Below are 24,048 nucleotides of genomic sequence, written 5' to 3'. Positions count from 1 at the left end.
ATTCCCCGTGCCCCCTCTTTTTATCTGTTTCTGTCTTCGGGCAACTCTTATTTAACCGCTTTCAGAAACTCTACAGTTCTATCATAGATAATTTTGAACGTTTCTTCAAATGAAAACTTTCCCATATCCACCCAAACGCCATCAAATTGGTGACGGAACCACGTCAATTGACGTTTAGCGAAGCGTCGCGTGTTCCGTTTCAGCATATCGACGGCAGGATCGAGTGGTGCCCCGTCAAGGACAGGTAACATCTCTTTATAACCAATCGCTTGCAACGCCTTCGTCTGACGGTACCCGGCAGCATCAAGACGCGCCACTTCCTCAAGAAGCCCACTTTCGACCATCAAATCCACCCGCTGATCGATCCGATCATACAAGCGATCCCGGTCTTCCATGTGTAAGACGAACAACAGACTCTCGTAAAGTGCAGGCTTGCTACCGGTCGTTTGTGTCTGACCCGTCCGCGCGACCTCGATCGCCCGCACGACCCGCTGAATGTTATTCGGATGAATCGCTTCGGCACGCACCGGATCAAGTTCCTTCAACTGATCATGTAGCGCATTCGCTCCATGTGTCGCTGCATACGCTTCGAGTTCAGCCCTTAAGGCTGGATCTTCTGCCTGCTCGGTGAACTGATAATCATATAAAATCGAACGGATATAAAGCCCTGTTCCACCGACGATGATCGGTAACTTCCCCCGACTTGCGATCTCATCGATCGTCGCTCGGGCAACCGTCTGGAAACGCGCTACACTCATCTCATCATCCGGTGTAACGAGATCAAGCAGATGATGCGGCACTCCTTCCATCTCTTCGGTCGTCACTTTTGCCGATCCGATATCCATCCCTTGATAGACTTGGACAGAGTCTCCAGATAAGACTTCTCCGTTTAGTCGTTTGGCTAGTTCAATGCCCGTCTTCGTTTTTCCGACTGCCGTCGGTCCGACGATGACGATGACTGGTTGTTTCTTCATTTTTCTTCACCCATTCTCTATCTTTTCATTCTGATTCGAGTGTACCACAGCCACTTACTCGGATTAAAAAAATCAACAAAAAAACCGCCCTCCTTGGACGGTTCACGTTTGCTCGTCTTATACGCGACGGATGAAATCGTCATAGATGGCACTAAAGATGCACCACCCACAAATGACGACGCCTGTCAGCATGATGCCCCAATCTGCCATGGTCGTTCCTCCTCTAGTCATCGTTATTCTCTCTTTTGACGGTTTGAACGGTTTGTAAACCCTTTCGAGCAGGTTTGACACCAATTCTTGGAATCAGTATGATAAAAGTACGATTGGTACGTAGCGCGGAGGCTGACCTGCATCGGCTTCCTATTAGAGGCACTGCCTCTCGATTCCATGTCTTGTGCTTGCACGAGGCGACATAGGAAGAATTCGTTCTTCCAAGCGACAGGTCCGGCATCATGCCCGGGCCTGTTCTGCGTGCCGATACATTATTTCGAAAGGAGCCGATTATCGTGCGTATTCAAATCATTGGTGGATCAGGTACCGGAAAAAGTACACTGGGCGCCTTCATCGGGCAAGCTGAACAGATTCCCTGGATTGATACAGACCATTATCTTTGGAAAGATACGACGTTCACTGAAAAGCGAGACGTCTCCGAGCGATTTTCCATGTATGAAGCAGATCTTATGTCTTACAACGATTACATCGTCTCCGGTTCTGTCTTCGCCTGGCATCCGGACGGTTTCATCAATCGGGACTTGCTTGTCTTCCTGTCGCTCGACGAATCGGTTCGGATGGAACGTCTCATCGCACGCGAAGCAGCACGATACCCAGATTTTACAGGCTCCAATGAATTCCTTGACTGGTGCCGGACGTATCACACGGCGACGGACCCATCGATGATCGGTACGTTCGCAGAACACCAGTATCAAATGGACCGGTCAATTTCCCCGATTCTCATAGTAGATGCTTCGTTATCGACACAACTTCAGTATCAAAAAATAATCGAGACATACGATCGTTTGTCGCTTCATCCATGAAAAACGGGTCCCCCTCTATAGGTGGACCCGTTCGTCTTAATACATATCTTTTTGTGTAAAGTTCCAGAACGCAACGACTAGTGCCACGACCGTCCAGCAACCGAGGACGGCAAGGGAGAACGGAAGCGTCATCCCTTCGATCGGTGGTGCTTGTCCATCGAGATAATTGATCAGTCCGAAGTTGACGTTGACGAGATATTTCGAGCTCGTCCAACTTGAACCGAGTGTCGTCAGTAACGTACCGGAAATCAAGACTGCCATCATGATCCCGATCCCTGTCGCTGTGTTTTTGACGAGAACAGAGACCATCAAGGCAATCGTTCCAACGACAGCTGTAACGATCCACGCTAGACCGACTGCCATCAAGAGGTACTCCCACATCGGTAACGTATGCACGAACTCGGTCGAGAACGTACCGCTCGGTGAAGCTTGGAAACCGGTCAAGATCGGTGCGGTCCAGCCGTCATAGCCGAGGACGATCCCGGATATCGCGTAACAGACGGCGACGGTCAATGCCATCAGCATCGACGTATAGAGCAACACCGTCAACCATTTCGCCATCAGGATCTTCCAGCGCCGGACTGGTCGCGACAGTAGCGTCTTGATCGTTCCGTCATTTTGCTCCCCACTGACGATATCCGCCATGATGACAATGATGAACAGCGGTAAGATCAGCGTCAATCCTTGCGAGAAGAAGATTCGGATGAACGTCGGGGCTCCCGGATAGTTCGGGTTGATGTCATTATCGAGATAGTATTGATTCTGTTTTAGGTCAAACTCAAGGAACTGACGGAACTCATCTTGAATACTGCTAGAAGCAAGACGGTTCTGCGTGTCGACGATGTCTTGTTGTAACTCAACCCGCCAATCGAGCGTTCCCTGCTTTTTGATTTGTTCCTGGATGTCTCGGTACTGTGCGTACGTAAACATCGAGACGAGGACGACGAGAATGATCGCAACGACAGCAAAACGACGTTTTGAAGCAATTTTCGTCACTTCATTTCGTACGAGACCGATCATGTTCGGATTACGCAATGTGATCGCCTCCCGTTAACGTGATAAACAGATCTTCGAGCGTTTGGACTTTCCGTTCAATCGTCCAAACTTCGACACCTGCTTCGAGCAGCTGCTTATTGAGCGCTGGTGTCTTGCTTGCATCCATTAAAGTATGAACCGTATTGGCATCGACGACTTCGGACACTTGGACTTGATCCGATGCTGATAAAATCTCATTTGCTTTAAAGGCATCATCGACACGCCAGTCAACGCCTGGTGCGAGCGACTCGACCAGTTCCTTGACCGTTCCGACTTGAACGATTTTGCCATAACTCATGATCGCAACTCGATCGGCAAGCATTTCGATCTCAGCCAAGATATGACTCGAGACGAGGACCGACAGTCCCGTTTCCTCGACGAGCCGGCGGATGAATTGACGTAAATCCCGAATCCCCATCGGATCGAGACCATTCGTCGGTTCGTCGAGAATCAAGACGCTTGGTCGTCCGAGTAATGCTTGTGCGATTCCGAGACGCTGCCGCATCCCGAGCGAGTATGTCCGGACTTGATCATCAACACGCGCCGTCAAATCGACGAGATCGATGACTTCCTGAATCCGGGCATCATCGACATTCGGTAACATCCGGGCAAAGACTTGTAGATTTTCGCGACCCGTCAAATACTTATACAACTCTGGATTTTCAACGATCGAGCCAATCCGCTCCATCGCTTGGACGAACTGTTTGCGGACGTCGAAGTCACAGACCGTGATTTTACCGGACGTCGGTTTGATCAAGCCGACAAGCATCCGGATCGTCGTCGTTTTTCCTGCCCCGTTCGGTCCAAGGAAGCCAAAGACTTCACCTGGTTGGATCTCAAACGAGATATTATCAATGATCGTCTTTTTTCCGATCACCTTTGTTACACCTTCTAATTTCACTGTTGGTTTCACGTCTCTCACCTCTTATTGTCTATTCTAGCGGAATAATGAATCATTTGACTTGTCAGAACACTTCATTTCCGCACATTCTTTCAACTTTTGCTACAATCAGGTTAGAACCTAGAAGGAGGAACGTTCATGAAGCGATTACGCTGGCCCCTGTTTTTAACCGTCTCACTCGTTTTGACGGCAATCTTTGGATACGGCTTCGTCAGTGCCTATAGTGACGTCGTCAACCCACCAAAACGTGCCGTCCTGACACCTACGAAGGAAGAGCCTGTCAAAAAAGGCGGGACGTACGTCGCGCTTGGTGATTCCTTGACACGTGGTGTCGGAGCATCAAACGGCAATAGTTACGCCGCGATCGTCGGACGCGATCTTGTCAAAGATAACACTGTCGAGCGCTTCCAGAATCTTGCCGTCAGTGGTGCTCGGACGGAAGATTTACTGAAACAACTAGAACAAAAAGAAGTCTTACGCTCAATAGAACAAGCAAAAGTCATCTCGGTGACGATTGGCGGAAATGACTTATTCAACCGTGGTGAAGGCGTCGCGAACTTCAATGCGAAGAAGACAGCCGAAACCGTCACGACGGCACAAGCGAACTTGAAAAAGACGTTCAGTATCCTACGAGAACAAAATCCGGATGCTGTCATTTTCTACGTCGGGCTCTATAATCCTTTCCGTGCAACGGAAAACGGTGAAGCATTCGATGCCATCGTACAAGATTGGAACGCAAAATCACGGACGCTCGGTATCGAGTACGATGTCGAGATCATCGACACATTCAATCTCGTGCGTGACGTCAAACGTGATTTATCGAGTGACCAATTCCACCCGAACGATTCTACCTACGAAGAGATTGCAAAAGCTTCCTTACTTGCTGTCAACAAACGTTTCTAACAATAAAAGCCGCCATTTAGGCGGCTTTTTGTTCCGATTCATTTCAGACGTTTCGCAAGAGAGACGAGCCCCCATTGGAGCGGCAACCGTGTCCAAAGCAACCAAGACGGAAGACGTTTCCCATTAATCGGCTTTGGATTGACTGCCATGTTGACGTTTGCGGGTAAGACAGCATATAAGAAGGCAGGAAGAGTCTTACGAACGAGGTGCACCCCTTTTCCTGTCAACAACATGACACCGTAAGCGATTTCGATGACCCCTGTCACTTGGACGAAGAAGCGCTTGAACGGAATGAACGACGGCATGATGCTGACGAACCCTTTTTCATTGCGGAAATGACCAACTCCCGCAAACAACAATCCTGCTCCATAGACTAGACGCAATAGCATTATGTTCCACACTCTCTTTCTGTTAATGAAATATATGTTCGAGACAGCTTCAGTGTATCGAACTGACCTGATTATCTCAACTTTTAGAAATTGTCGTCGAATTATGGGGAATGATGAGTCATTTCGGAATGTCTCCCGTAATCAGTGAAGAGGTTGTTTCATTTGCTATGATGAAATCAGAAATCATACAGAGAGGAATGATGACTTATGGCTGGAAAAACGAAAGCACTTTTACCTGGATTGACTGGAGGCATCATCGGCGCGGTCTTGACGGCTACGGTTGCCTTTCCGATCCTACTCGATCAAGAACAACAGGTCGCTGATACCCCACTTTCAAATGGTATGCCAAAACAAGTCTCAACGACGACGAATGATCCGGTGACGAACGCAGTCGCCACGGCTCAAAAATCTGTCGTGACCGTAACGAACTATCAAGCGGGCAACTCGATGTCGCAACAAGAAGCAGCGGCTGGTTCAGGGTCCGGTGTCATCTATAAGAAAGAGGACGGCAAAGCATACATCATTACGAACCATCACGTCGTCGACGGGGCATCAAAACTCGATGTAACGTTGAATGACGGCAAGACGCTCTCGGCTAAACTGCTTGGTAGCGACGAAACCTATGACTTAGCAGTGCTTGAAGTTGACGCAAGCGATGTTCCGGGCGTCATCACACTTGGGAAATCAGCGGACTTAAAAGCCGGACAAACGGTCCTTGCAATCGGTAACCCGCTCGGTGAGTTCCAAAACTCCGTCACACGCGGAATCGTCAGTTCGAAAGACCGGACCGTACCGGTCGATACGAACAGTGATGGACAAGACGATTTCAATACGACAGTCATTCAAACGGACGCTGCCATCAACCCAGGGAACTCGGGTGGTGCCTTGATCAATGAACAAGGACAACTCGTCGGAATCAACTCGATGAAAATCGCTGAGTCTGGTGTCGAAGGTGTCGGCTTCAGTATCCCGATCGATGATGCATTACCAATCCTCAAACAGCTTGAAACAAACGGTAAAGTCGAGCATCCGACGCTCGGTGTGTCCTTACAAGACGTCGCGGCGTTCCCTGCCGGTTATCTTAAAGATCAAGTCAAACTACCAGACAGTCAAAAAACAGGTGTCGTCGTCATGTCAGTCGAACCGAACAGTCCAGCTGCTGCGGCTAAACTGAAAACAGGTGATGTCATCACGAAAATCAATGACTCCGAAATCAAAGCATTCGTTGACATCAAAACGGCACTGATCAAATCAGATGGACCGCTCTCCTTGACGATCATCCGTGATGGGAAAACGATGACGGTCGAAACCAAAACAACGACGACCGACCAGCTGTAAAGCTTCAGCCTGACGTTTCGTCCGCCTTCCTTTTCGGGTATTGTTTTAGAACAATATCGAATTGGGAGGCTTTTTCTATGTATGACTTAATCGGCATTGGCATTGGTCCGATGAATTTAGGATTGAGCGCACTTGCGCATCCGACAGATTTAAAGACGTTATTTTTTGACGAAAGCGAACAATTTTCATGGCATCCCGGCATGATGATCCAGGACTCGATGATGCAGACGAGCTTCATCTCCGATCTCGTCACACTCGCCGATCCGACAAGTTCGTTTTCCTATCTCAATTACTTACGATCGATTCACCGTCTCCACACGTTTTACTTCTATGAAAAACTTCTGATTTCAAGACAAGGTTACAACGATTACTTACGTTGGGTCGCAACACAACTTGAAGATCTCCGCTTTTCGACACGTGTCATCGACGTGCAAGACACCGGTGATAGTTTTGAAGTCCTCGTCGAAGATGTCTCGACCGGTAAACGCGAAACGTTCGAAGCACGAAACGTCGTCATCGGCACTGGTTCAAAACCCGCCATCCCAGATACGTTTGACGAACGCGTCATCCACAATACGCAATATGTCATGAACAAGGCAGATTTACTTCAGCGCAACAAAATCAGCATCGTCGGCTCCGGTCAAAGTGCCGCCGAGATTTTCCTTGATCTCTTGACGACGCCTGCTCCAGAGCGTCCTGAACTCGAGTGGATCGCGCGTTCGACACTTTTTGAGACACTTGAGACCGGCAAACTCGGAGAAGAAATTTTTTCACCGAGCTACGTCACGTATTTCAACCAACTTCCACTCGAAGTACGACAAGAGTCGGTCAAGAAGTTTGCCCGCTCTCAGAACGGTATCAGTCCGGAGACACTTCAATCAATCTATGCCCATCTCTATGATTTGACGGAAGAGGAACAACGACAGGTCGCGATCCGCGCGAATCTCGAAGTAAAAGAAATCACCTATGATGAGCGGTTCACGATTGCGATGCAACATCAAGAACTTGAGGACGAGCGCTCGTCTGTAACAGATGCCGTCATTGCAGCAACTGGTTTTTCGCCATCCCTTCCGAGCTTCATCGACCGACTTGATATTGTATTCGAAGCACCGAATGCCTGGAAAGTCGATGCCGACTACCAAATCGTGCGTTCGGTCGAGACAGCCCATCATCTTTACGCAACTGCTAATTTAGAGCTGTCACACGGTCCGGCTGCGGATAATCTCGGGATGTCCGTCTCGCGGAACCAGTTGATCTTGAACGCTGTCGCCGGTACGGAACTGTATCCGGTCGAACGACATGCGACGTTTACGACGTTCGATTGAGTCACTAAACCAAACGAACGAGGAATGGCGCGCGCCACTCCTCGTTCGTTTTTCGTTTTACGGTTTTTTCGTCAACTCTAGTGCAGCCAGCAATAGCAACGTGGCTTGAACTCGTGTCACACCTGTTTTAGCGAGCAACAAATGAAAGGCAATCAACCAGTTGACCTCGTCTGAAAATCGATTCCGTGCCCGCTCCCGGTCGACGATCCGGGTCACGTAAATCCAGTCGACACGTTCCATTGTAGGCAGTAACGCAAGAATCGGCATTAAACGATCCCAGATGATGATTTCTCTTCGCTCTAACAGTTCCCGCCACGCAATGATTCGTTCCTGTTGCGCTGAAGGATCTGGATGCGCCGCTAAGATTTGCGCCGTAATGACACGTTCACTCGTCCGTTCCATATATTGCGCGAGCCATTCTTCCGATGTATCGACACGCTCTAAAAATTCCTCTGGTAATGGCTGCTGTTCAAGCAAGGTCGATGTCACGACGTACTGTTTCGCGGCATTCAAATGAGGTCGTGTCGCATGTAATCGTTCCATATAAGGGAACGCATCAATTCCTTGTCGACGGTTCAGCACTTCGTTGAGTGCAAAAAATGGGCGAACTCCTTTATCACGAATCAAGCGATGTTTAATCTTCTTTTCCGCAACGATGATTTCTTCGATGAGAACATCGGGATCTGTGCTATTTAATTGAACATGGGCAACGAGCAACGGTGTATAGCGGCTCCGAAGTGCTGAAAAACGCGACGTCTTATGTTTGATCGTCCGCATCAGCCGTTCGTAGACAGTTTGTTCAAAAACGGTATCATGAATCGTGTAGGACAGTGCAAAAAAACGATGGAAATCATGTGACGATTCCTCCCGCAAGACGGGATAACTCTCATCATAGTTCTCACAGAATTGACCGTACATCCTTCCACCTCGCCTTCTTTTCTATAAATCGTTTTCCCTAAAATTGTCTTGTACAACCTTATTTTTAGACGAACAAAAAAAGGCGACAGAACATGTCCGTCGCCTCTCATTCTTTCAATTCGATTCAAACTCGTTGTCTCTCTAACAACCGGGAGAAATAACCACCTTGATTCATGAGTTCATCATGCGAGCCTTCTTCGACGATGCCGTCCTTCGTGACGACGAAAATCTTATCCGCATTCCGGATCGTCGCTAAACGATGGGCAATGACGAGCGTCGTCCGGTTCTCGGACAACTCGGCGAGCGATTCTTGGATCAGTGCTTCCGTTTCCGTGTCGAGCGCAGACGTCGCTTCATCGAGAATCAAAATCGGCGGGTTCTTAAGGAACATCCGTGCAATGGCAAGTCGTTGCTTTTGCCCACCCGATAACTTGAGTCCCCGTTCGCCGATTTGTGTCGCATACCCATCCGGAAGATCCGCGATCATCGGACCGAGATGGGCACGTTCCGCCGCTTGCACGATGTCTTCGTGCGTCGCATTCAGGTCACCGTAGGCGATATTTTCAGCGATCGTCCCTGAGAACAAGAAGACATCCTGCTGGACGATCCCGATTTGTTGTCGCAGAGACTCCTTCGTCATCTGCCGGATATCGATTCCGTCAATCGTGATTGCGCCATCTAGAACATCGTAAAAACGTGGAATCAACGAACAGATCGTCGTCTTCCCTGCCCCTGATGTTCCGACGAACGCGACTGTCTGACCCGGTTCGACCGTCAGATTGATATTCTCTAGAATGAGACGATCGGCTTCATAACCGAACGCCACATCCTTGAATGTAATGCCACCGTTCAACCGATCAACGACGAGTGCGTCTGGCGCATCCGGAATCGATGCATCCTCATCAATCATCGAGAGGAAGCGTTTGAAGCCAGCCATCCCTTTTGGATACATCTCAAGTAATGCGGTGATTTTGTCGATTGGCTTCAGCAGGATGTTCATATAAAGAATGAATCCGACGAGTTCCCCTGCCGTTAAAGCTTCGCGATACGTCAAGTAGGCACCGACGACTAAGACGGCAAGCGTCATCACACGGGTCGTCAAGTAGATGCCGGATAGACTCTTACTCATGACCTTGTAGGCATTGATCTTCGACTGCCTGAACGTCGCGTTGTCTTTTTCAAAACGCTCGATTTCGTAAGCTTCGTTTGTGAATGACTGAACGACACGGACACCAGAGACACTGTCCTCGACGCGTGAATTGACTTCCGCGATGTTGCCATACATCCGGTCCCATGATTTATTCATCCGGACGTTCGCATAACTGATCAGCCAGATCAGGAATGGTACGGCGATGATTGTCACGAGCGCGAGTGGTACGTTGATTGTCAACATGATCGAGAATGCACCAAGCAATGTCATGACGGCAATGAAGGCATCTTCCGGACCGTGATGGGCAAGTTCCCCGATATCAAACAAATCATTCGTGATCCGACTCATGATATGACCCGTCTTCGTATTATCGAAGAAGCGGAACGACTGTTTCTGCACATGGCTGAACAGTTGACGACGCATATCGGTCTCGATATTGATCCCGAGCTTATGTCCAAAATAGTTGACGACGAACTGCATCAACGTGCTGATGATGTAGAGTGCTAATAGTCCGACGCTGACGAGGATGATCCAGTTCATCTCACCGTTTGGCAACAATGAGTCGATGAACCATTGGACAGCGAGTGGAAAAGCAAGTTCTAAAACCCCGACGAATAAGGCAGATATGAAATCGAGCCAGAATAATCGTTTGTGCGGGATATAATACTGATAAAAACGGCGTAACATGTGTAGCCTCCTTCCTAATACTCCTAGTGTACTTGAACTTTTTTGAAAATACTCATTCTACCTATTCGTTTTTTGAAAAACGGTATTACAGTTTTCCAGACAAAAATTATATTTTTAAATCAGGGGAATCAGCACTTTTTATGACAAAATGGTAACAACGATTTTCACCTATCTATTGGAAGGAGCTATGTCACGTGAAAAAGACTGTTCTCGCACTCACGACGCTCGCTTTGATCGGTACCACGGTTCCGGTTTCAGCCGCGTCAACGACACTGACTTTGACGGATAACGTCAACATTCGCACGGCTGCCTCGACTTCCGCGAAGGTCATCACGACGCTAAAAAAAGGTACGAAGCTGACAGCTGTCAAGAAAGTCAACAGCTGGTATGAAATCCGCTATCAGTCCAAACCAGCCTTCATCACTTCAGCATATGTCAAAACGACGACGGAAAAGGCTCCAACAACTACGACCTACATAACGAACACCGATGCCGTCAACATTCGCCAAAAAGCAACGACGAGTTCGAAATCACTCGGAAAACTGGCAAAGAACACAATCTTATCTGTTAAGAAAAAAACAGGAGATTGGTACCAAATCACGTATAAAAAGCAAACGGCTTACGTCCATGCGACGTTAGTCAGCAAAAAGACGTCGAACGTCACGACAGACTCCAAGCCACCAGCGACGACTCCCGTCAAAAAAGTCGTTAAAGCGGTTGATCGATCGAAAGTCTACACGGTCAATGCGAAGGAAGGCTTGAACGCACGGACTGCTGCAGCGACGAACGCAAAAATCTACAAGACATTACCGCATCAGACGGTGCTCGATGTCACAGGTGCCGTTGATTCGTGGTACCAAGTCAAGCTTGACGGAAAAGAAGCATATGTCGCTTCGACCTATGTCAAAGCTTCAACAAAAGCATCACCACCAACAACACCGACGACTCCCGGAGTCTCTTTGACGCCAGTTGATGCCTCGAAGACGTATCGCGTCAATGCACCAACCGGGCTGAACGTCCGCACATTGCCTTCGACGTCGTCTAAAGTCTTCACACAAGTCGGACACGGTTCGACAGTCAATGTCACAGGTGAAACGACAGGTAAAGATAGCGGCTGGTACCAGATCAAGATCGGAACGGGTCTCTACTATGTCGCGAAGAGTTACATCACGACGGGATCCGTCACGACGACGCCTCCGGTCACTCCGACGACACCTCCTGTGACGACCGTTCCTGGTTCGACATTGATGGAACGTGCCATCTCGATTGGTCAACAATATCTCGGTACACCATACGTCTGGGGATCAAGCAACCCCGTTAATGGTGGATTCGACTGCTCTGGATTCATTAACTATACGTTGAATGCCGCTGGCTATGCAGTCGGACGAACGAACGTCAACGGCTACTGGAACGATGATCGGTACCTCGGAGCGAAGTTATCAAAATTACGTCAACCGAAGCGCGGCGATATCATCTTCTTCGAAAACACATATGCTGCTGGTCCGACGCATATCGGAATCATGCTGAACAACGATCAGTTCATTCATGCCAATACACCGGCACTCGGCATCAGCCGTGTATCGGAACGTTACTGGACACAAAAACTGTTAGGGTTTAAATCACTTTAAACATTTCCTCATCCATCCCTTAGGATGGATGTTTTTTGTCTTCTCACTTTACTTTGGGATATACTGGATATGGAAAGGATGTGTCTGCATGTCTTATAAAACACTTTATGTTCGGCTCCTCTTTCTTGCCTTATTGATTTTTGGTGGCTCGATGATCTTGCATTATATCCAGACGGGAGACGTCTATGTCGGTCACTTGATTGTTTCCGTCGTCGCATGCGTCTTATTGATCTTCAGAAGAACGACATCCTCACACGAACAGGCATGAAGCGCACTCGCTTCATGCCTGTTTTTTCGTCATTGAATATTAACCAATGTTTGTATCTCTCGCTCAAGATCGCCTTTGAGGCGTTCACTTTGAAGATCATCCTTCAATCGTAAGACATCATTCAGCCGTTCCTGACCGACACCTTGTTGCATCGCCAGTACGAGCGTCCGCAACATCATCGCTTGGTCGAACCCACTCGCCGCAAGCCAGTCATCTTGCATCTCCCATATCTTATCGACGCTCTGCTGAAGCGTCTGATTCGGTAATTCGATGCCGTTCACAAGGAGATGGACTTCGAGTTGTCCGATGTAATGTTTCGCGTCGTCGATCGCCACAGTAACGAGTTTTTCCCACGCCATCTGCATGCCGGTCGTATCGTTTTCAAAAATCGCGATGAGTCCTTTCGTCAAATCGACTTCAATCCGTCCAACGGCAGTCGTTTCACTAAATGCAAAAAACTGCTCCAATCGATCAAACTCTTGCTGTGATTGTTCGATTTCCCCTTCTAGATATAAAAACAGTCCGAGAAAACGTTGAAACGAAATGACATGATAATAGACATCTTGCTCCCGCATATACTGAACCCCTTCACGCAATAAGGCGATCGCTTCTGTGTAGTGATCATCGAACAAACTTGCTCGAAGTGCACGCAAGATTTGGAAATTTAAATAGGTTTTCGGTGCAAGTGGAATCTCGCGTGGTACATCCATTGCTTCGATCAGCTCGTATGCTTCCTTTGTCCGTTTGAGATTGAATAAAAAATAGACTTTCGAGATCTGAACGAGCAACTGCTCATCTTGACGACCGAGCTGTCGAAAAATCTGCTCCGCTTGGTCGTAATACGTCAAACCAAGCTCCGGATTCTTCGTTCGGAGGGCATCGCCGTATTTATGGTAGACCTGCCCTTGCCAATAAGAAGTCGTTTCCGGAACCAAGTAAGGTTTTAGCAGTTCCTGAATTTTTTCGTCTGAAAAATATGGGGTATGCCGCGAACGGATTGTTTCGATGAGTTCCCGCATCTGAACATCCCGCGGATCAAGCATCAATTCTTCGACCGTCACCTGTAATCGCCTAGCAATCGCCTGTAGTGCGGGTACAGACGGTGTCGCTTTCCCATTCTCGACCATACTGAGCATTGACTTCGTGATGATGCCGGTCGCAACATCCGTTTGCGTCATTTTTTTCTGTTTTCGGATCTGTTTGATACGTTCCCCTAACACACTAGTCACTCCTTTTATCATAAAAGTTAAATTATATTGAACTTTATCTTTACATTTTTCTTCCACTCCTTTATTCTACACTAAAGTTCAATAAAATTTAACTCTGAAGGAGTGAACAGGATGTCATTTAATTTAAAGCGTGTCTTATTCGGAAAGTTTTGTTCATTATTCGCAGCTAGTCTCTTTACGTTCGTCGCCGGATTAACCGTCTTACGGGAAACATCGTCTGGTTTTCAGTTTGCGCTCGTCCTGCTTGCAGGATCAGTGCCACGGATTTTGCTCTCACCGGTTGCTGGTGTCCTCGCTGATCGTTGGAACCGGAAACGAATCATCGTCATGACCGAAAGCTTAAGTGCACTCGTCTTGTTTGGACTTTTGTTCTATTCGCTACTAGCCCCTCTACATACCGTTCATTACATCGTTGCTAGTGTCCTCTTGACGAGCCTGTCGACGTTCCTGTCCGTTACCTTATCAAGCTCGTTACCGCGACTCGTAGAAGAAGAGGAGTTACAACGCGGGAACGCACTCTTCTCGACGATTCAATCGACCTCAACGATCACTGCTCCACTCGTTGCGGGATTGCTCATCGCCACTGTCTCCATCACGCAATTCTTGATCTTACCGTTTCTCTTGTTTGCCTCTGCTGCCTGGTGGAATAGCCGCCTCCGCTTTCTTGCAGTGGATACCTCTCCTCTAGCTACTACCGATACTCCGTCTTTCGTCTCGGAGTTTAAAGAGGGCTACCGCTATCTGTTCCGTCAACCAGTATTGACGACACTCGTCCTGATGGCGATCGTCCTGAACTTCTTTTTTGTCGCTTTCGAAATCTTGTTACCGATCATCTTGCTCGATCGACTGCAATTCACACCATTTCGGTTTGGAATGGTCGAGTCCGCACTAGGTGCCGGTCTTCTTGTCGCTTCGTTGCTTCTTGCTTTACCTCGCTTTACGGTGAAACGTTCGTTACGCACGATATTCGAGTCGCTCTTTTTAATCGCCTCTTGTTATGCGCTTCCTGCACTTGCTCTACTCGGCTATGTTCCATCTGCTCTACTACTACCTTTTTTCATGATTCTATTATTCATCGACGGCATGCTCGTCTTACGGATGAACATTCCACTACAGCTCATCGTTCAAAAACAGACCGATCCGGCTTACCTCGGACGTGTCATCGGTGTGCTGGAATCGATTGCAATGGCGATGATGCCGATCGGTACCCTATTGTTTGGTTTACTCAGTGATCATGTATCTATCATCGTGCTACTTGGAGTCGGTACAGTCGGCTTATTCGGTGCAGCATCATTCGGATTCCTCCGACTTCGTAAAGACATCTTATCCGAGAGCATTCCTGTAGCAGAAGCAAAAAACACGTCCTCCCTCACTTCGTGAGAAAGGACGTGCGTATCGGTCAGACCGTCGCTTTGACGGCATCCATGATTAATTTCAATGATTGTTGTTTTGCTTCCTTGTCAGCGATCATCGAAGCGATCATTACTTCGTCTGTGCCATAGGAATCAGCGAGCTCTTGCAATTGTTTTGCAACGGATTCCGGGTTACCAACGATCATCCGCTTCCGGTTTTCAGCGATCCGGAATTGGTCTTGGAACGTATACGGATACGCCGCTGCCTCTTCTGGAGTTGGCGTTCCTGTCGACGAGACCCCTTTTTCAAGTAGGAGGAGTGACAGATCCAGGCTTGAAGCTAACCGTTCTGCTTCTTCCGTCGTTTCAGCACACGTCACGAAGATCGAGACGAGCGTTTGTGGTGTCTCATTGAACGACGTCGCCATGAAGTTATGACGGTAGTAGTCCATCACTTCTTGTCCACCTTGTCCATTGATGAAGTGAGCAAAGGCAAATCCGAATCCGCGTTGTGCGGCGTTCAAGGCACTACCACCACTTGATCCAAGCAACCAGCCTTCTGGTGTCGTATCGACTTCTGGTGTTGCGACGAGTCCCGCGAACCGGTGTCCGGCAGGCGCTCCGTCTTTCAAGTAATCGACGAGATCATCGAGTTGTTCGCCGTAATCGGCTCCACCAAAACGTGGCGACGATCCTTCTTGCAACGCACGTGTAGCAAGCGGCATACCGCCCGGTGCCCGACCGAGGCCAAGGTCGATCCGGTTTGGTGCAAGCCCTTCAAGGACACGGAAGTTCTCTGCGACTTTATAGGCACTGTAATGCGGCAACATGACACCCCCTGAACCGAGGCGAATCTGTTTCGTCACTGCCGCCATGTAGGCGATCAAGACTTCCGGGCTTGAACCAGCCAGTGTTTTAGCGAAGTGGTGCTCAGATACCCACAAGCGATGATAGCCGAGTTCGTCCGCGATTTTCGCGAGCTCGACCGTTTCGTGTAAGGCATCAGATGGGGATTGTCCTTTAGAGACCGGGGATTGGTCTAAAATACTAAGTTTCATGTATGTCTCTCCTTTTTCTTTCGAATGCGTACCTACACTGTACGCCTCCTCGTTGTACGGTGCAACGAAACTGCTTCTTTCTGTCATGGGGACGTTTTCATTTTGAAATTCAGGGAACAATGCCTAAGTGAGCATAAAAATCTAACGAATGAGGTGGAGTTACATGTCAACCCATACTACAAATCAAGAAGCAGTCGAAACGGTCAAGAAACTGATTGATAAAATCGAAACAGCGATGCTGACGACGATTTCAACAGAAGGGCTCGTATCGCGTCCGATGCAAACGCAGGATATCGAATTTGATGGCGACCTCTGGTTCCTCACTTCAAAAGAAACAGACAAGTATCAAGAACTACTTAAGAATCCGAGTGTTAACGTCGCATACGTCGACAAATCATACGTCTCGATCCGTGGGACAGCAGAACTCGTCGAAGACATCGAACGAAAAAAAAAGCTCTGGAGCCCACGCTACGAAGCATACCTTGGAACGACATACGAAGATCCGAAAGTCGTCTTGATCAAGGTCAACACGGAAGCTGCTGAATACTGGGAAACGGGAAACACGACGAAGTCCGTCAAACAAGTCTTGAAGAAAGTCGTCGGCAAAGACGATGAGAACGAAATCAATAAAACAGTCGACTTGTCTTGACGAGTTAAACCCGCGCAGCTTGCGTGGGTTTTTTCGTGTGAAGATAGTCGTTTTTCTCAAAATGATGTAACATAATAAAGTGAACTAATACGTAACTTAACTAAAAGGAGTACAATCATGGGAGAATTTTTTACATTATTACGCCGGGGAAACCGGTCGGCGCTGACGGCAGGCATCGTTAACTCCGTCATCGCTATCATCAAGGCAATTGCCTACGTCCTGACGGGAAATGTCGCGATGTTCGCGGAGATGATGCATACGCTCGGGGACGCTGCCAACCAATTTTTTGTCTTCATCGGTTCTGCCCTCAGTAAAAAGGCACCGACGAAACGATTCCCGAACGGCTTCGGTCGTCTCGTCAATCTCGTCTTGCTCGGTGCCATCCTCTTCGTCGGTATCATGGCGTACGAGACAATTCATGAAGGGATCGCCCACATCATCGAACCGACGGAATCAACTGGCTTTTGGATCACGTTGTCTGTCTTGTTCGTCGGTGTCGTCTTAGAGAGTGGCGTTTTCGTGAAAGCGATGCAAGAGATCGCACACGATGCGAAGTTAGACTCGAAAGGACCACGCTTGATTCTTGACAGCTTCCGCTCACTCAAACAAGCAAAACCCGCCACACGCCTTGTGTTTCTGGAAGATTTGGTCGCAACGGCCGGTGGCATCGTCGCAATGATTGCCGTCATCATCTCGCATGTAACACCGTTTCATCAGGCAGAAGGAATTGCTTCGATCCTCATCGGACTGATGATGTTTTACGTCGTCGGGAATGTCTTCCTGCAAAACGCAGCTGGTGCACTAGGTGAAGCCGATGAGACGATGGCAGCACGTCTCGGTGGACTAATCATGAAGGACCCTGACGTCAAGGACATCAGTAAACTCGAAGTCATTAAGGAAGGCGATCATTTCCACGTCGAAGTCGAGATTGAAGTCGACCCGACGTTGACAATCGCACAAGCGGACGACATCAAGGACCGTCTCGAACTCCAGATTCGCCTGCAACAAGGTATCATCGATGTGACGATTGGATTTGATGAAGACGATAAGATTCAACAGTATGTCGTTGCTACGGACGAAACATGACACCATTCACGCAAGATGTCCTGATTATCATTCGTTCGATCCCTGCTGGTCGGGTCATGACGTACGGGCAAGTCGCTCGACTCGCCGGTCATCCGCGTAGCGCCCGACAAGTAGCGCGGATTCTTCACAGTATGAGTAAGACGGAACGTCTACCGTGGCACCGCGTGCTTGCTGCTGGCGGAAAACTATCGCTTGAAGGCGATGAACAGCGACTGGCACTTGAAGCAGAGGGGGTCGAGTTCCTGACCGCCCGTCAACTCGATTTATCGCGTTATCAAGTCAAAAGTGAATAGATACAACAAGAGAGGGATGACCGGTTCGCAGACCAGTCATCCCTCTCTTTTTATCGTCATGAATCACGCTTTCGACGTACTCGAAGCTACAGCGATTTGCCGACGTACTTCTGCTTCTAATTGTGGTTCCGGTGGTTGCCAGCCTTCCGGTTTCATGACCTTTTGGTCCGATTCCCGGAAGATTGGTTTTCCGTCCGGTCCAAGCTTCGCCATGTTCGCACGCTGGACGATCTCGAACAATGGAGCCGGATCAAGCCCGATCTCAACGAAGCTTCCCATGATGAAGTAGAGGGCGTCCGTCAAGGCATCCCCTTGTCCGACGAGCCGTTCGACATCTGTTTCGGGTTGTTTCATCTGAAGCGATTTTTCGACCGCTGTATCAAGTCCTGACTTGAAACGTTCGATCGCTTCGAGAAATTCTGCTTCACTCGTCGCCGATTGATGTAGGAACTCAACGACCGCTTCTTCTGCCGTCCAGGTCGAGCGTTTGATTCCACGATCGACCGTCATAGGTGTTGGCGTCGTTGCGCCAGGGTGTGAAAACACACGGTGGAATTCCTTTACGTCTTGATAATAATTTGTCATAACCGATCATCCCCTTTTACCGAATGTCTCCATTCTAACAGGTTCAGAACCGGAGTTCGACTCATTGATGAACGACGTCGAGTAAGGCCATCCCACGCGTGATCAATTCATCTCGCTGCTCAGATGTCGCTTTTAAGCGCTCGAGATCTGCAATCAGACGTGGTTGATCGACTTCATCCGCTAACTCAAGTAATTCAAGACGGAGTAACCAAGCGTCCGGTAACTGGACGAGTGTCTGATCGATCAGTTGCGGTAACCGTTCTCGTCCGGCACGACCTTCGCGAATCTCGCGGACGACTTCGAAGATCGGATCAGCCGCTGTCAACGGACGTTCGATTCGTTCGAACTCGACCGTTTCCGGAATCGGCTTCAGTGCTTCAACTTCCGTTCCCGGGAATGCTGACGTGATGTCACCGACGATCAATTCCATCCGGTCCATCGTCATCGTTTTCCCGTCGTTTGCAAGCGTCGCTGCTTCTAAGACGACGAGCGCCCGATTTCCATTGACGTTTTGAATCGCTGTGATGTCTCCTGTGACATGAACATTTCCTTCCGCCCAGTCGAGACGTTCACCGACTTTGACTTGCATCAATACTTCGTTCAATTCCTTGCCGTGAAGGAGTGTAAAGCCTTCCGGATGATCTGCAAGTCCTTGACCTGTCAACACTTCACCGTTCGCAGCAAGCGCTGTCGGTCCAGTTAGTTTGACGAGATGCAGCGAATCGTGAATCTCTTGCGTTTCAGGAACACCGACAAGCGAGAGACCACTGTCGAAGACGAGCGTCGATAGGTTACCTGATTCGACCGCTTTCGTCAGTCCGTGGATACCACCGCGGATGTAAGACATCGACTGTGCGAATTCTTCGAGTGCATCGCGGAGCTGTTCGAACGATTCACAGACGAAGAGTTCTTTTTGCATGCTCGTCACGTCATGTTTCGTCGCAAGTGCTTTCTCAAGCGAGAATGGATGTTTAACGACCGCGTCCGTCAAACAGTGGCGACTTTCACCGACGGATGATAAAAGACCTGCCCCGTAGATTTGTGGGTTGTCGATATCACCAATCAGACCGAATTCAACCGTCCACCAGAACAGACGTGAGATTTCGTTCGCTTCCGAAATCCCTTTGACGTGTGTCCGTGTCTCCGCGAGTTCGACTTCAGCTTGCTCGATATCGGCTGGCGTCGAGAACGGGCTCTCTTTGACGATCGTCAATTTCTTTAGTGCCTTGAACACGTCATGCTCGGCTTTATGGTTAAAGGCATGTGCTCCGATCTCACCGAAGCGTCGAACGAATTCCGCGTAGACCGGATTCATCAAGATTGGCGCATGCCCTGCTGCTTCATGCAAGATATCTGGCGCTGGTGTGTAAAGGATGTTATCGACCTTCCGAATGTCGGTCGCAATCGGCAAGAGACCGTGCCCTTGAAAATCGAAGAAGGCGACACCAGGAATGAGACCATCAACAGCGACTGTTCCCCAGCCACCACGGCTTAGGTTCGCTGTCATCTCACGCACGTCTGGAATCCGTTCCGGGCTGATGCCCGATGCAGCAAGCCCTTCGAGGTATGCCGGATGTGCTGTATCTTGTAATGTATTTAAATTCAGTCGCATGACGTATCTCCAAACGGCATGATCCGTTGGTGTGTAGTCTTCGTAGTGCTGTGGTGCGACGTGTGGACGTAAATGACTTGGAATGATTGGTGTAGACATATGAGTTCCCCCTTGAATGAATGATAGATAACAAAAAAGCCCCTGCCGAACATATTGTTCGACAGGGGCGACGAAAGCCGCGGTACCACCCTGATTACCCAGTCATCGACTGAGTCACTCATGATCGGGATAACGGTTTGCTCCGCTCGCTTACGCAAGAAGCTCAGAAACTGTAATTCAACACCATCTGTGTACACGTTCGCAGCGCCACGTGCTCTCTGAAACAGGGAGATGGTCTTTACTTCGGTTTCATCATCGCTTAATCTTTCGTTCTGTTATGCTGTTATACTGTTATGCTTTTAGCAAGTAAAGTATCGTTAAGGAGGACTATACGCTTACTTTTTACTTTCGTCAATGGCTTTTTTACGTTTAAATCGATTAAATGTTTTATCGCGGACTGATTTTTGTTCGATCGTCAGTGATGTGATATGACGACGAAGCGCACCGTTGAGCCGTTTTTCGAATGCTTCAAGCTCTTGGATCCACTCATTCATCGAGACGACGATCGGTAAGATTTCCATGATGACTTCTTCCTCGAGTTCATCGCGGTCAAGGAAAGAGTGCTTGACGAAGGCGATGTTCTCTTTGACGAGATCCTCCATCGCGAGTGGTTCTTCCGTCAACAAGAGATCATATGTCAGCAAGACCTTCTCTTGTCGCTGTGCGATATGCATCAAGTGATAAAACAATTCACTCCGAAGATCGTCCGCAATCGAGTCAAGGGCCTTCTCTCGCTCTCTGAAGCGCTCTGCCGTCGCGACACCACGTTCGAGGCACGATTGCATATGTTTGAGAATCAAGAGGTTCCGTAAGAGCGAGGCGTGCTTCTGACGCGTTCCTCGAATCTCTTCCTTGTGTAGGTTGAACAAGTTTTGTGTCTCAAGGAGCGAATTTGACATTTTATCAATCGCTGCCCGGTATGGAGCAACTTTTCCTTCGAAGGCAATCGCTCGCGTGACGACGAGCAGCTTTTCGAAGAGTTTCGTCGCTTTTTGATAGTAGACATTGCCATAGCGCGGCGGGAAGATCAGCGCATTGATGCCAAGCGCACAGCCGATCCCGAGCATGACGAGCAAGTAACGGATCAAGACGACTTGCCAAAGTGGCTCGGTCGCTGTCGCCACACTTTCGAGAATGACGATGATCATCAAAACGACGTGTGGAATCGTCCGCCCGAAACCAAAGGCTAGCAAGATCGAGATCGCTGCCATGATGACGATTCCGATCGCGAGCGGATTCGCTGGATTATCCCCTAAAATCCAAAGTGCGAGTAAAGTCAAAAAGGCACCAATCAAGTTGGCTTCTGCTTCCTCGAGAAATTGTTTCCATGTCTGATAGACCGAAGGCAGGAGTGTCGTCGCTGCCGAGATTGCAGGCAGGATCGGGCTGAGGTTGAACAGATTACTGATCAACAGCGCCAAGATGACCGCAAGACCTGTCTTGATGGTCCGTGGTCCGATTTGTAAGGATTGTCCACCCATGTCCATCCCTCCTTCTTATTCAGTATGCCCTCTATTCTTCACCGTTAGCCGTCAAAATTCAACAAAAAATCCCCTCCGCTTGAAAACGGAGAGGATTTAGATGAATTATGATGCTTTCGTACCTGTTCCTTCTGTCATTTCCGCTTTCGCGACCGATTGGTCAACAAGCGGTTTTTTAAGGAAGGATAGGATTGCCGCACCGACGAGTGAACCGATGAGGATCGCACCCGCGTAACCGACGATCGCCATGACCGTACCTGATGGACCATCAAGTAACGGGAAGACGAAGATACCGCCGTGTGGTGCCGGGAGCAAGACGCCGAAGACGATCGTCAACGCACCAGCGATCGCTGAACCAATGACACTTGACGGAATGACACGGAGTGGATCGGCTGCTGCGAATGGAATCGCACCTTCTGTGACGAACGATGCACCCATTGCGTAAGCAGCGATACCTGCTTCACGTTCTTGCGGCGTGAATTTCTTACGTGCGAACAATGTTGATGAGAAGGCCACGATGAGTGGTGGAACCATCCCACCTGCCATGACGGCTGCCATGACTTCCGTGTTACCTGCTGTAAGAGCAGCTGTACCGAATACATACGCTGTTTTGTTGATTGGACCACCCATGTCGATTGCCATCATACCTGCGACGAGCATACCGAGGAGGATTGCGTTCCCACCACTGAGTCCGTTCAGTGAATCCGTGAGCCATGTCATGAACTTCGCGATCGGCTCATTGATGACGAGTAACATGATCATCCCTGTGATGAATGAACCAAACAGTGGATAGAGCAAGACTGGTTTGATTCCTTCAAGAGCTGCCGGGAGACCTTTGAAGACTTTAACGAGTAAGAGCACAACGTAACCAGCAAGGAAACCGGCAATCAATCCACCGAGGAAACCAGCATTACCGTTGCTTGCAAGGAAACCAGCGATCAGACCAGGAGCAAGACCTGGTTTATCAGCGATCGACATCGCAATGAATCCAGCGAGAATCGGAATCAAGAGACCGAACGCGGCTTGTCCGATCGTCATTAACTGAGCAGCGAACTCGTTGTATGACGGATCATCCGGGTTCGCAGAGTTGATTCCCCAGAAGAAGCTGATCGCGATCAAGAGACCACCAGCGACGACGAGTGGCAACATTGCGGATACCCCACTCATTAAGTGTTTGTAGAATCCACCACGAGCTGGTTTTGAACTTTCGCTTGAACCGCTCGCTTTATAAACAGGTGCGTCCTGTTTGACGGCACGGTTGATTAATTCTTGTGGTTTACGAATTCCTTGTGCGACCGGTACTTCAACGACGTGTTTCCCGTTGAAGCGATCCATCTCAACCGCTTTATCCGCAGCGACGATGATCGCTGTCGCATCGTTGATGTCTTGTTGTGTCAAACCGTTCTTGACGCCTGTCGAGCCGTTCGTCTCGACTTTGATGCGGACACCCATCTCTTCTGCTTTTTGGCGAAGGGCATCAGCCGCCATATACGTGTGTGCAATCCCTGTCGGACAAGCTGTGACAGCAAGGATATACGGTGCGTCTTGGTCAACATTGTCGCTTGAGACGTCAACTGGACCTTCTTCTTCACGTTCCTTCGCTTCGATTGCTGCGATGACTTCGTCTTTCGTTTTAGCCGCAAGGATCGTATCGCGGAAGTTCATATCCATCAGATAAACCGATAGCTTCGAAAGTGTTTCAAGGTGCGCATTATCTGCGTTCTCACCCGCTGCGATCATGAAGAACAACCGACTTGGTTGACCATCGAGTGCTTCGTAGTCAACACCTGCCGAACGACCGAAAGCGATCGCTGGTGTTTTGACTGCTGCTGTTTTTGCGTGTGGAATGGCAATGCCTTCCCCTAAACCTGTCGTACTTTGCGCTTCCCGTGCGAGAATCGCTTCTTTATATGCCGAGCGATCGTTCAGTTTTCCTGCCCGATCGAGGACGTTGACGAGTTCGTCGATGACAGCGGCTTTAGATGACGCTTGTAAATCGAGCTGAATCGTATCACGTGTCAAGAGATCAGTAATTTTCATGAGTAGTCACACTC

22 protein-coding genes and 1 other annotated feature are annotated in these 24,048 nt (G+C 49.0%); of the genes, 10 read left to right on the top strand and 12 right to left on the bottom strand.

What is annotated here, in order from left to right; genetic code table 11:
* Window positions 1–47 precede the first annotated feature (47 nt).
* Window positions 48–974 carry a tRNA (adenosine(37)-N6)-dimethylallyltransferase MiaA gene (miaA, locus tag KNQ08_RS02135; protein ID WP_050678349.1) on the bottom strand — a complete coding sequence of 309 codons (927 nt, stop codon included), beginning with the start codon at window positions 972–974 and terminating at the stop codon, window positions 48–50.
* Window positions 975–1,480: 506 nt separating this feature from the next.
* Between miaA and KNQ08_RS02130 the strand changes: the two genes are divergently transcribed.
* Window positions 1,481–2,008 carry a P-loop NTPase family protein gene (locus KNQ08_RS02130; protein ID WP_029341236.1) on the top strand — a complete coding sequence of 176 codons (528 nt, stop codon included), beginning with the start codon at window positions 1,481–1,483 and terminating at the stop codon, window positions 2,006–2,008.
* 36 nt (window positions 2,009–2,044) lie between these two features.
* Here KNQ08_RS02130 and KNQ08_RS02125 read toward each other — a convergent pair whose 3' ends face one another.
* Together KNQ08_RS02125 and KNQ08_RS02120 are read right to left on the bottom strand one after the other, a co-directional pair.
* Window positions 2,045–3,043: an ABC transporter permease gene (locus KNQ08_RS02125; RefSeq protein WP_214804470.1), complete on the bottom strand. Its 999-nt coding sequence runs from the start codon at window positions 3,041–3,043 to the stop codon at window positions 2,045–2,047.
* A complete protein-coding gene (locus tag KNQ08_RS02120; RefSeq protein WP_029341234.1) occupies window positions 3,036–3,956 on the bottom strand; it encodes an ABC transporter ATP-binding protein in 921 nt (306 codons plus the stop codon). The genes KNQ08_RS02125 and KNQ08_RS02120 overlap by 8 nt, the downstream gene beginning before the upstream one ends.
* Before the next feature lie 126 nt (window positions 3,957–4,082).
* Here KNQ08_RS02120 and KNQ08_RS02115 point away from each other — a divergent pair, with 126 nt between their 5' ends.
* Window positions 4,083–4,847: an SGNH/GDSL hydrolase family protein gene (locus KNQ08_RS02115; protein ID WP_214804468.1), complete on the top strand. Its 765-nt coding sequence runs from the start codon at window positions 4,083–4,085 to the stop codon at window positions 4,845–4,847.
* Between the two features lie 38 nt (window positions 4,848–4,885).
* On the opposite strand, the gene KNQ08_RS02110 is transcribed toward KNQ08_RS02115, so the two are convergent.
* A complete protein-coding gene (locus KNQ08_RS02110; RefSeq protein ID WP_029341233.1) occupies window positions 4,886–5,236 on the bottom strand; it encodes a DoxX family protein in 351 nt (116 codons plus the stop codon).
* 207 nt (window positions 5,237–5,443) lie between these two features.
* On the opposite strand from KNQ08_RS02110, the gene KNQ08_RS02105 reads away from it, so the two are divergent.
* Window positions 5,444–6,574 carry a S1C family serine protease gene (locus KNQ08_RS02105; protein WP_023467745.1) on the top strand — a complete coding sequence of 377 codons (1,131 nt, stop codon included), beginning with the start codon at window positions 5,444–5,446 and terminating at the stop codon, window positions 6,572–6,574.
* A 77-nt stretch (window positions 6,575–6,651) separates the two neighbouring features.
* On the top strand, window positions 6,652–7,899 hold the full coding sequence (locus KNQ08_RS02100) for a lysine N(6)-hydroxylase/L-ornithine N(5)-oxygenase family protein (protein WP_047391148.1): 1,248 nt from the start codon (window positions 6,652–6,654) through the stop codon (window positions 7,897–7,899).
* Between the two features lie 57 nt (window positions 7,900–7,956).
* Here KNQ08_RS02100 and KNQ08_RS02095 read toward each other — a convergent pair whose 3' ends face one another.
* Both KNQ08_RS02095 and KNQ08_RS02090 read right to left on the bottom strand, forming a co-directional pair.
* Window positions 7,957–8,817, bottom strand: a complete 861-nt coding sequence (locus KNQ08_RS02095) for a DUF4003 family protein (protein ID WP_064300209.1) — start codon at window positions 8,815–8,817, stop codon at window positions 7,957–7,959.
* Between the two features lie 124 nt (window positions 8,818–8,941).
* A complete protein-coding gene (locus KNQ08_RS02090) occupies window positions 8,942–10,654 on the bottom strand; it encodes an ABC transporter ATP-binding protein (protein ID WP_149427038.1) in 1,713 nt (570 codons plus the stop codon).
* A 194-nt stretch (window positions 10,655–10,848) separates the two neighbouring features.
* On the opposite strand from KNQ08_RS02090, the gene KNQ08_RS02085 reads away from it, so the two are divergent.
* Both KNQ08_RS02085 and KNQ08_RS02080 read left to right on the top strand, forming a co-directional pair.
* Window positions 10,849–12,282: an SH3 domain-containing protein gene (locus KNQ08_RS02085; protein ID WP_214724550.1), complete on the top strand. Its 1,434-nt coding sequence runs from the start codon at window positions 10,849–10,851 to the stop codon at window positions 12,280–12,282.
* A gap of 88 nt (window positions 12,283–12,370) precedes the next feature.
* The gene (locus tag KNQ08_RS02080) at window positions 12,371–12,550 is read left to right on the top strand and encodes a hypothetical protein (RefSeq protein ID WP_029341228.1); all 180 of its coding nucleotides are present in this window, start codon (window positions 12,371–12,373) and stop codon (window positions 12,548–12,550) included.
* Window positions 12,551–12,579: 29 nt separating this feature from the next.
* Here the strand turns inward: KNQ08_RS02080 and KNQ08_RS02075 are convergent, their stop codons facing one another.
* On the bottom strand, window positions 12,580–13,770 hold the full coding sequence (locus KNQ08_RS02075) for a helix-turn-helix domain-containing protein (RefSeq protein ID WP_167507531.1): 1,191 nt from the start codon (window positions 13,768–13,770) through the stop codon (window positions 12,580–12,582).
* Between the two features lie 120 nt (window positions 13,771–13,890).
* Between KNQ08_RS02075 and KNQ08_RS02070 the strand changes: the two genes are divergently transcribed.
* Window positions 13,891–15,159, top strand: coding sequence for an MFS transporter (locus tag KNQ08_RS02070; RefSeq protein WP_214724548.1), 1,269 nt, complete (start codon window positions 13,891–13,893; stop codon window positions 15,157–15,159).
* Window positions 15,160–15,178: 19 nt separating this feature from the next.
* On the opposite strand, the gene KNQ08_RS02065 is transcribed toward KNQ08_RS02070, so the two are convergent.
* Window positions 15,179–16,189: an LLM class flavin-dependent oxidoreductase gene (locus tag KNQ08_RS02065; RefSeq protein ID WP_023467737.1), complete on the bottom strand. Its 1,011-nt coding sequence runs from the start codon at window positions 16,187–16,189 to the stop codon at window positions 15,179–15,181.
* A 163-nt stretch (window positions 16,190–16,352) separates the two neighbouring features.
* On the opposite strand from KNQ08_RS02065, the gene KNQ08_RS02060 reads away from it, so the two are divergent.
* From KNQ08_RS02060 to KNQ08_RS02050, 3 genes are all read left to right on the top strand, one after another.
* A complete protein-coding gene (locus tag KNQ08_RS02060; RefSeq protein ID WP_214804465.1) occupies window positions 16,353–16,838 on the top strand; it encodes a pyridoxamine 5'-phosphate oxidase family protein in 486 nt (161 codons plus the stop codon).
* A 117-nt stretch (window positions 16,839–16,955) separates the two neighbouring features.
* Window positions 16,956–17,924, top strand: a complete 969-nt coding sequence (locus tag KNQ08_RS02055; RefSeq protein WP_149427035.1) for a cation diffusion facilitator family transporter — start codon at window positions 16,956–16,958, stop codon at window positions 17,922–17,924.
* On the top strand, window positions 17,921–18,217 hold the full coding sequence (locus KNQ08_RS02050) for an MGMT family protein (RefSeq protein ID WP_149427034.1): 297 nt from the start codon (window positions 17,921–17,923) through the stop codon (window positions 18,215–18,217). The genes KNQ08_RS02055 and KNQ08_RS02050 overlap by 4 nt, the downstream gene beginning before the upstream one ends.
* Window positions 18,218–18,280: 63 nt before the next feature.
* On the opposite strand, the gene KNQ08_RS02045 is transcribed toward KNQ08_RS02050, so the two are convergent.
* The 4 genes from KNQ08_RS02045 to KNQ08_RS02030 form a co-directional block, all read right to left on the bottom strand.
* Window positions 18,281–18,802, bottom strand: a complete 522-nt coding sequence (locus KNQ08_RS02045; protein WP_064300216.1) for a pyrophosphohydrolase domain-containing protein — start codon at window positions 18,800–18,802, stop codon at window positions 18,281–18,283.
* A 61-nt stretch (window positions 18,803–18,863) separates the two neighbouring features.
* Window positions 18,864–20,513 (bottom strand): aromatic amino acid hydroxylase, encoded by a 1,650-nt coding sequence (locus KNQ08_RS02040; protein WP_214724546.1) that lies wholly within the window; start codon window positions 20,511–20,513, stop codon window positions 18,864–18,866.
* 60 nt (window positions 20,514–20,573) lie between these two features.
* Window positions 20,574–20,778: a binding site (T-box leader), on the bottom strand.
* Window positions 20,779–20,848: 70 nt separating this feature from the next.
* A complete protein-coding gene (locus tag KNQ08_RS02035) occupies window positions 20,849–21,994 on the bottom strand; it encodes an FUSC family protein (protein WP_023467731.1) in 1,146 nt (381 codons plus the stop codon).
* Window positions 21,995–22,099: 105 nt separating this feature from the next.
* Window positions 22,100–24,034 (bottom strand): PTS fructose transporter subunit IIABC, encoded by a 1,935-nt coding sequence (locus tag KNQ08_RS02030; RefSeq protein ID WP_149427032.1) that lies wholly within the window; start codon window positions 24,032–24,034, stop codon window positions 22,100–22,102.
* Window positions 24,035–24,048 lie beyond the last annotated feature (14 nt).

Origin of the sequence: Exiguobacterium sp. s46 (genome assembly GCF_018618875.1) — a bacterium.
Lineage (GTDB): Bacteria > Bacillota > Bacilli > Exiguobacteriales > Exiguobacteriaceae > Exiguobacterium_A > Exiguobacterium_A abrahamii.
This window is presented reverse-complemented; position numbering and strand designations above follow the sequence as displayed.

Bases quoted from the DNA above. Each gene is read 5' to 3' on its own strand.
- KNQ08_RS02090 (WP_149427038.1), bottom strand. From the start codon at position 10,654: ATGTTACGCCGTTTTTATCAGTATTATATCCCGCACAAACGATTATTC.
- KNQ08_RS02065 (WP_023467737.1), bottom strand. From the start codon at position 16,189: ATGAAACTTAGTATTTTAGACCAATCCCCGGTCTCTAAAGGACAATCC.
- KNQ08_RS02105 (WP_023467745.1), top strand. From the start codon at position 5,444: ATGGCTGGAAAAACGAAAGCACTTTTACCTGGATTGACTGGAGGCATC.
- KNQ08_RS02050 (WP_149427034.1), top strand. From the start codon at position 17,921: ATGACACCATTCACGCAAGATGTCCTGATTATCATTCGTTCGATCCCT.
- KNQ08_RS02080 (WP_029341228.1), top strand. From the start codon at position 12,371: ATGTCTTATAAAACACTTTATGTTCGGCTCCTCTTTCTTGCCTTATTG.
- KNQ08_RS02070 (WP_214724548.1), top strand. From the start codon at position 13,891: ATGTCATTTAATTTAAAGCGTGTCTTATTCGGAAAGTTTTGTTCATTA.
- KNQ08_RS02110 (WP_029341233.1), bottom strand. From the start codon at position 5,236: ATGCTATTGCGTCTAGTCTATGGAGCAGGATTGTTGTTTGCGGGAGTT.
- KNQ08_RS02055 (WP_149427035.1), top strand. From the start codon at position 16,956: ATGGGAGAATTTTTTACATTATTACGCCGGGGAAACCGGTCGGCGCTG.
- KNQ08_RS02100 (WP_047391148.1), top strand. From the start codon at position 6,652: ATGTATGACTTAATCGGCATTGGCATTGGTCCGATGAATTTAGGATTG.
- KNQ08_RS02035 (WP_023467731.1), bottom strand. From the start codon at position 21,994: ATGGGTGGACAATCCTTACAAATCGGACCACGGACCATCAAGACAGGT.
- KNQ08_RS02030 (WP_149427032.1), bottom strand. From the start codon at position 24,034: ATGAAAATTACTGATCTCTTGACACGTGATACGATTCAGCTCGATTTA.
- KNQ08_RS02095 (WP_064300209.1), bottom strand. From the start codon at position 8,817: ATGTACGGTCAATTCTGTGAGAACTATGATGAGAGTTATCCCGTCTTG.
- KNQ08_RS02040 (WP_214724546.1), bottom strand. From the start codon at position 20,513: ATGTCTACACCAATCATTCCAAGTCATTTACGTCCACACGTCGCACCA.
- KNQ08_RS02045 (WP_064300216.1), bottom strand. From the start codon at position 18,802: ATGACAAATTATTATCAAGACGTAAAGGAATTCCACCGTGTGTTTTCA.
- KNQ08_RS02115 (WP_214804468.1), top strand. From the start codon at position 4,083: ATGAAGCGATTACGCTGGCCCCTGTTTTTAACCGTCTCACTCGTTTTG.
- KNQ08_RS02060 (WP_214804465.1), top strand. From the start codon at position 16,353: ATGTCAACCCATACTACAAATCAAGAAGCAGTCGAAACGGTCAAGAAA.
- miaA (WP_050678349.1), bottom strand. From the start codon at position 974: ATGAAGAAACAACCAGTCATCGTCATCGTCGGACCGACGGCAGTCGGA.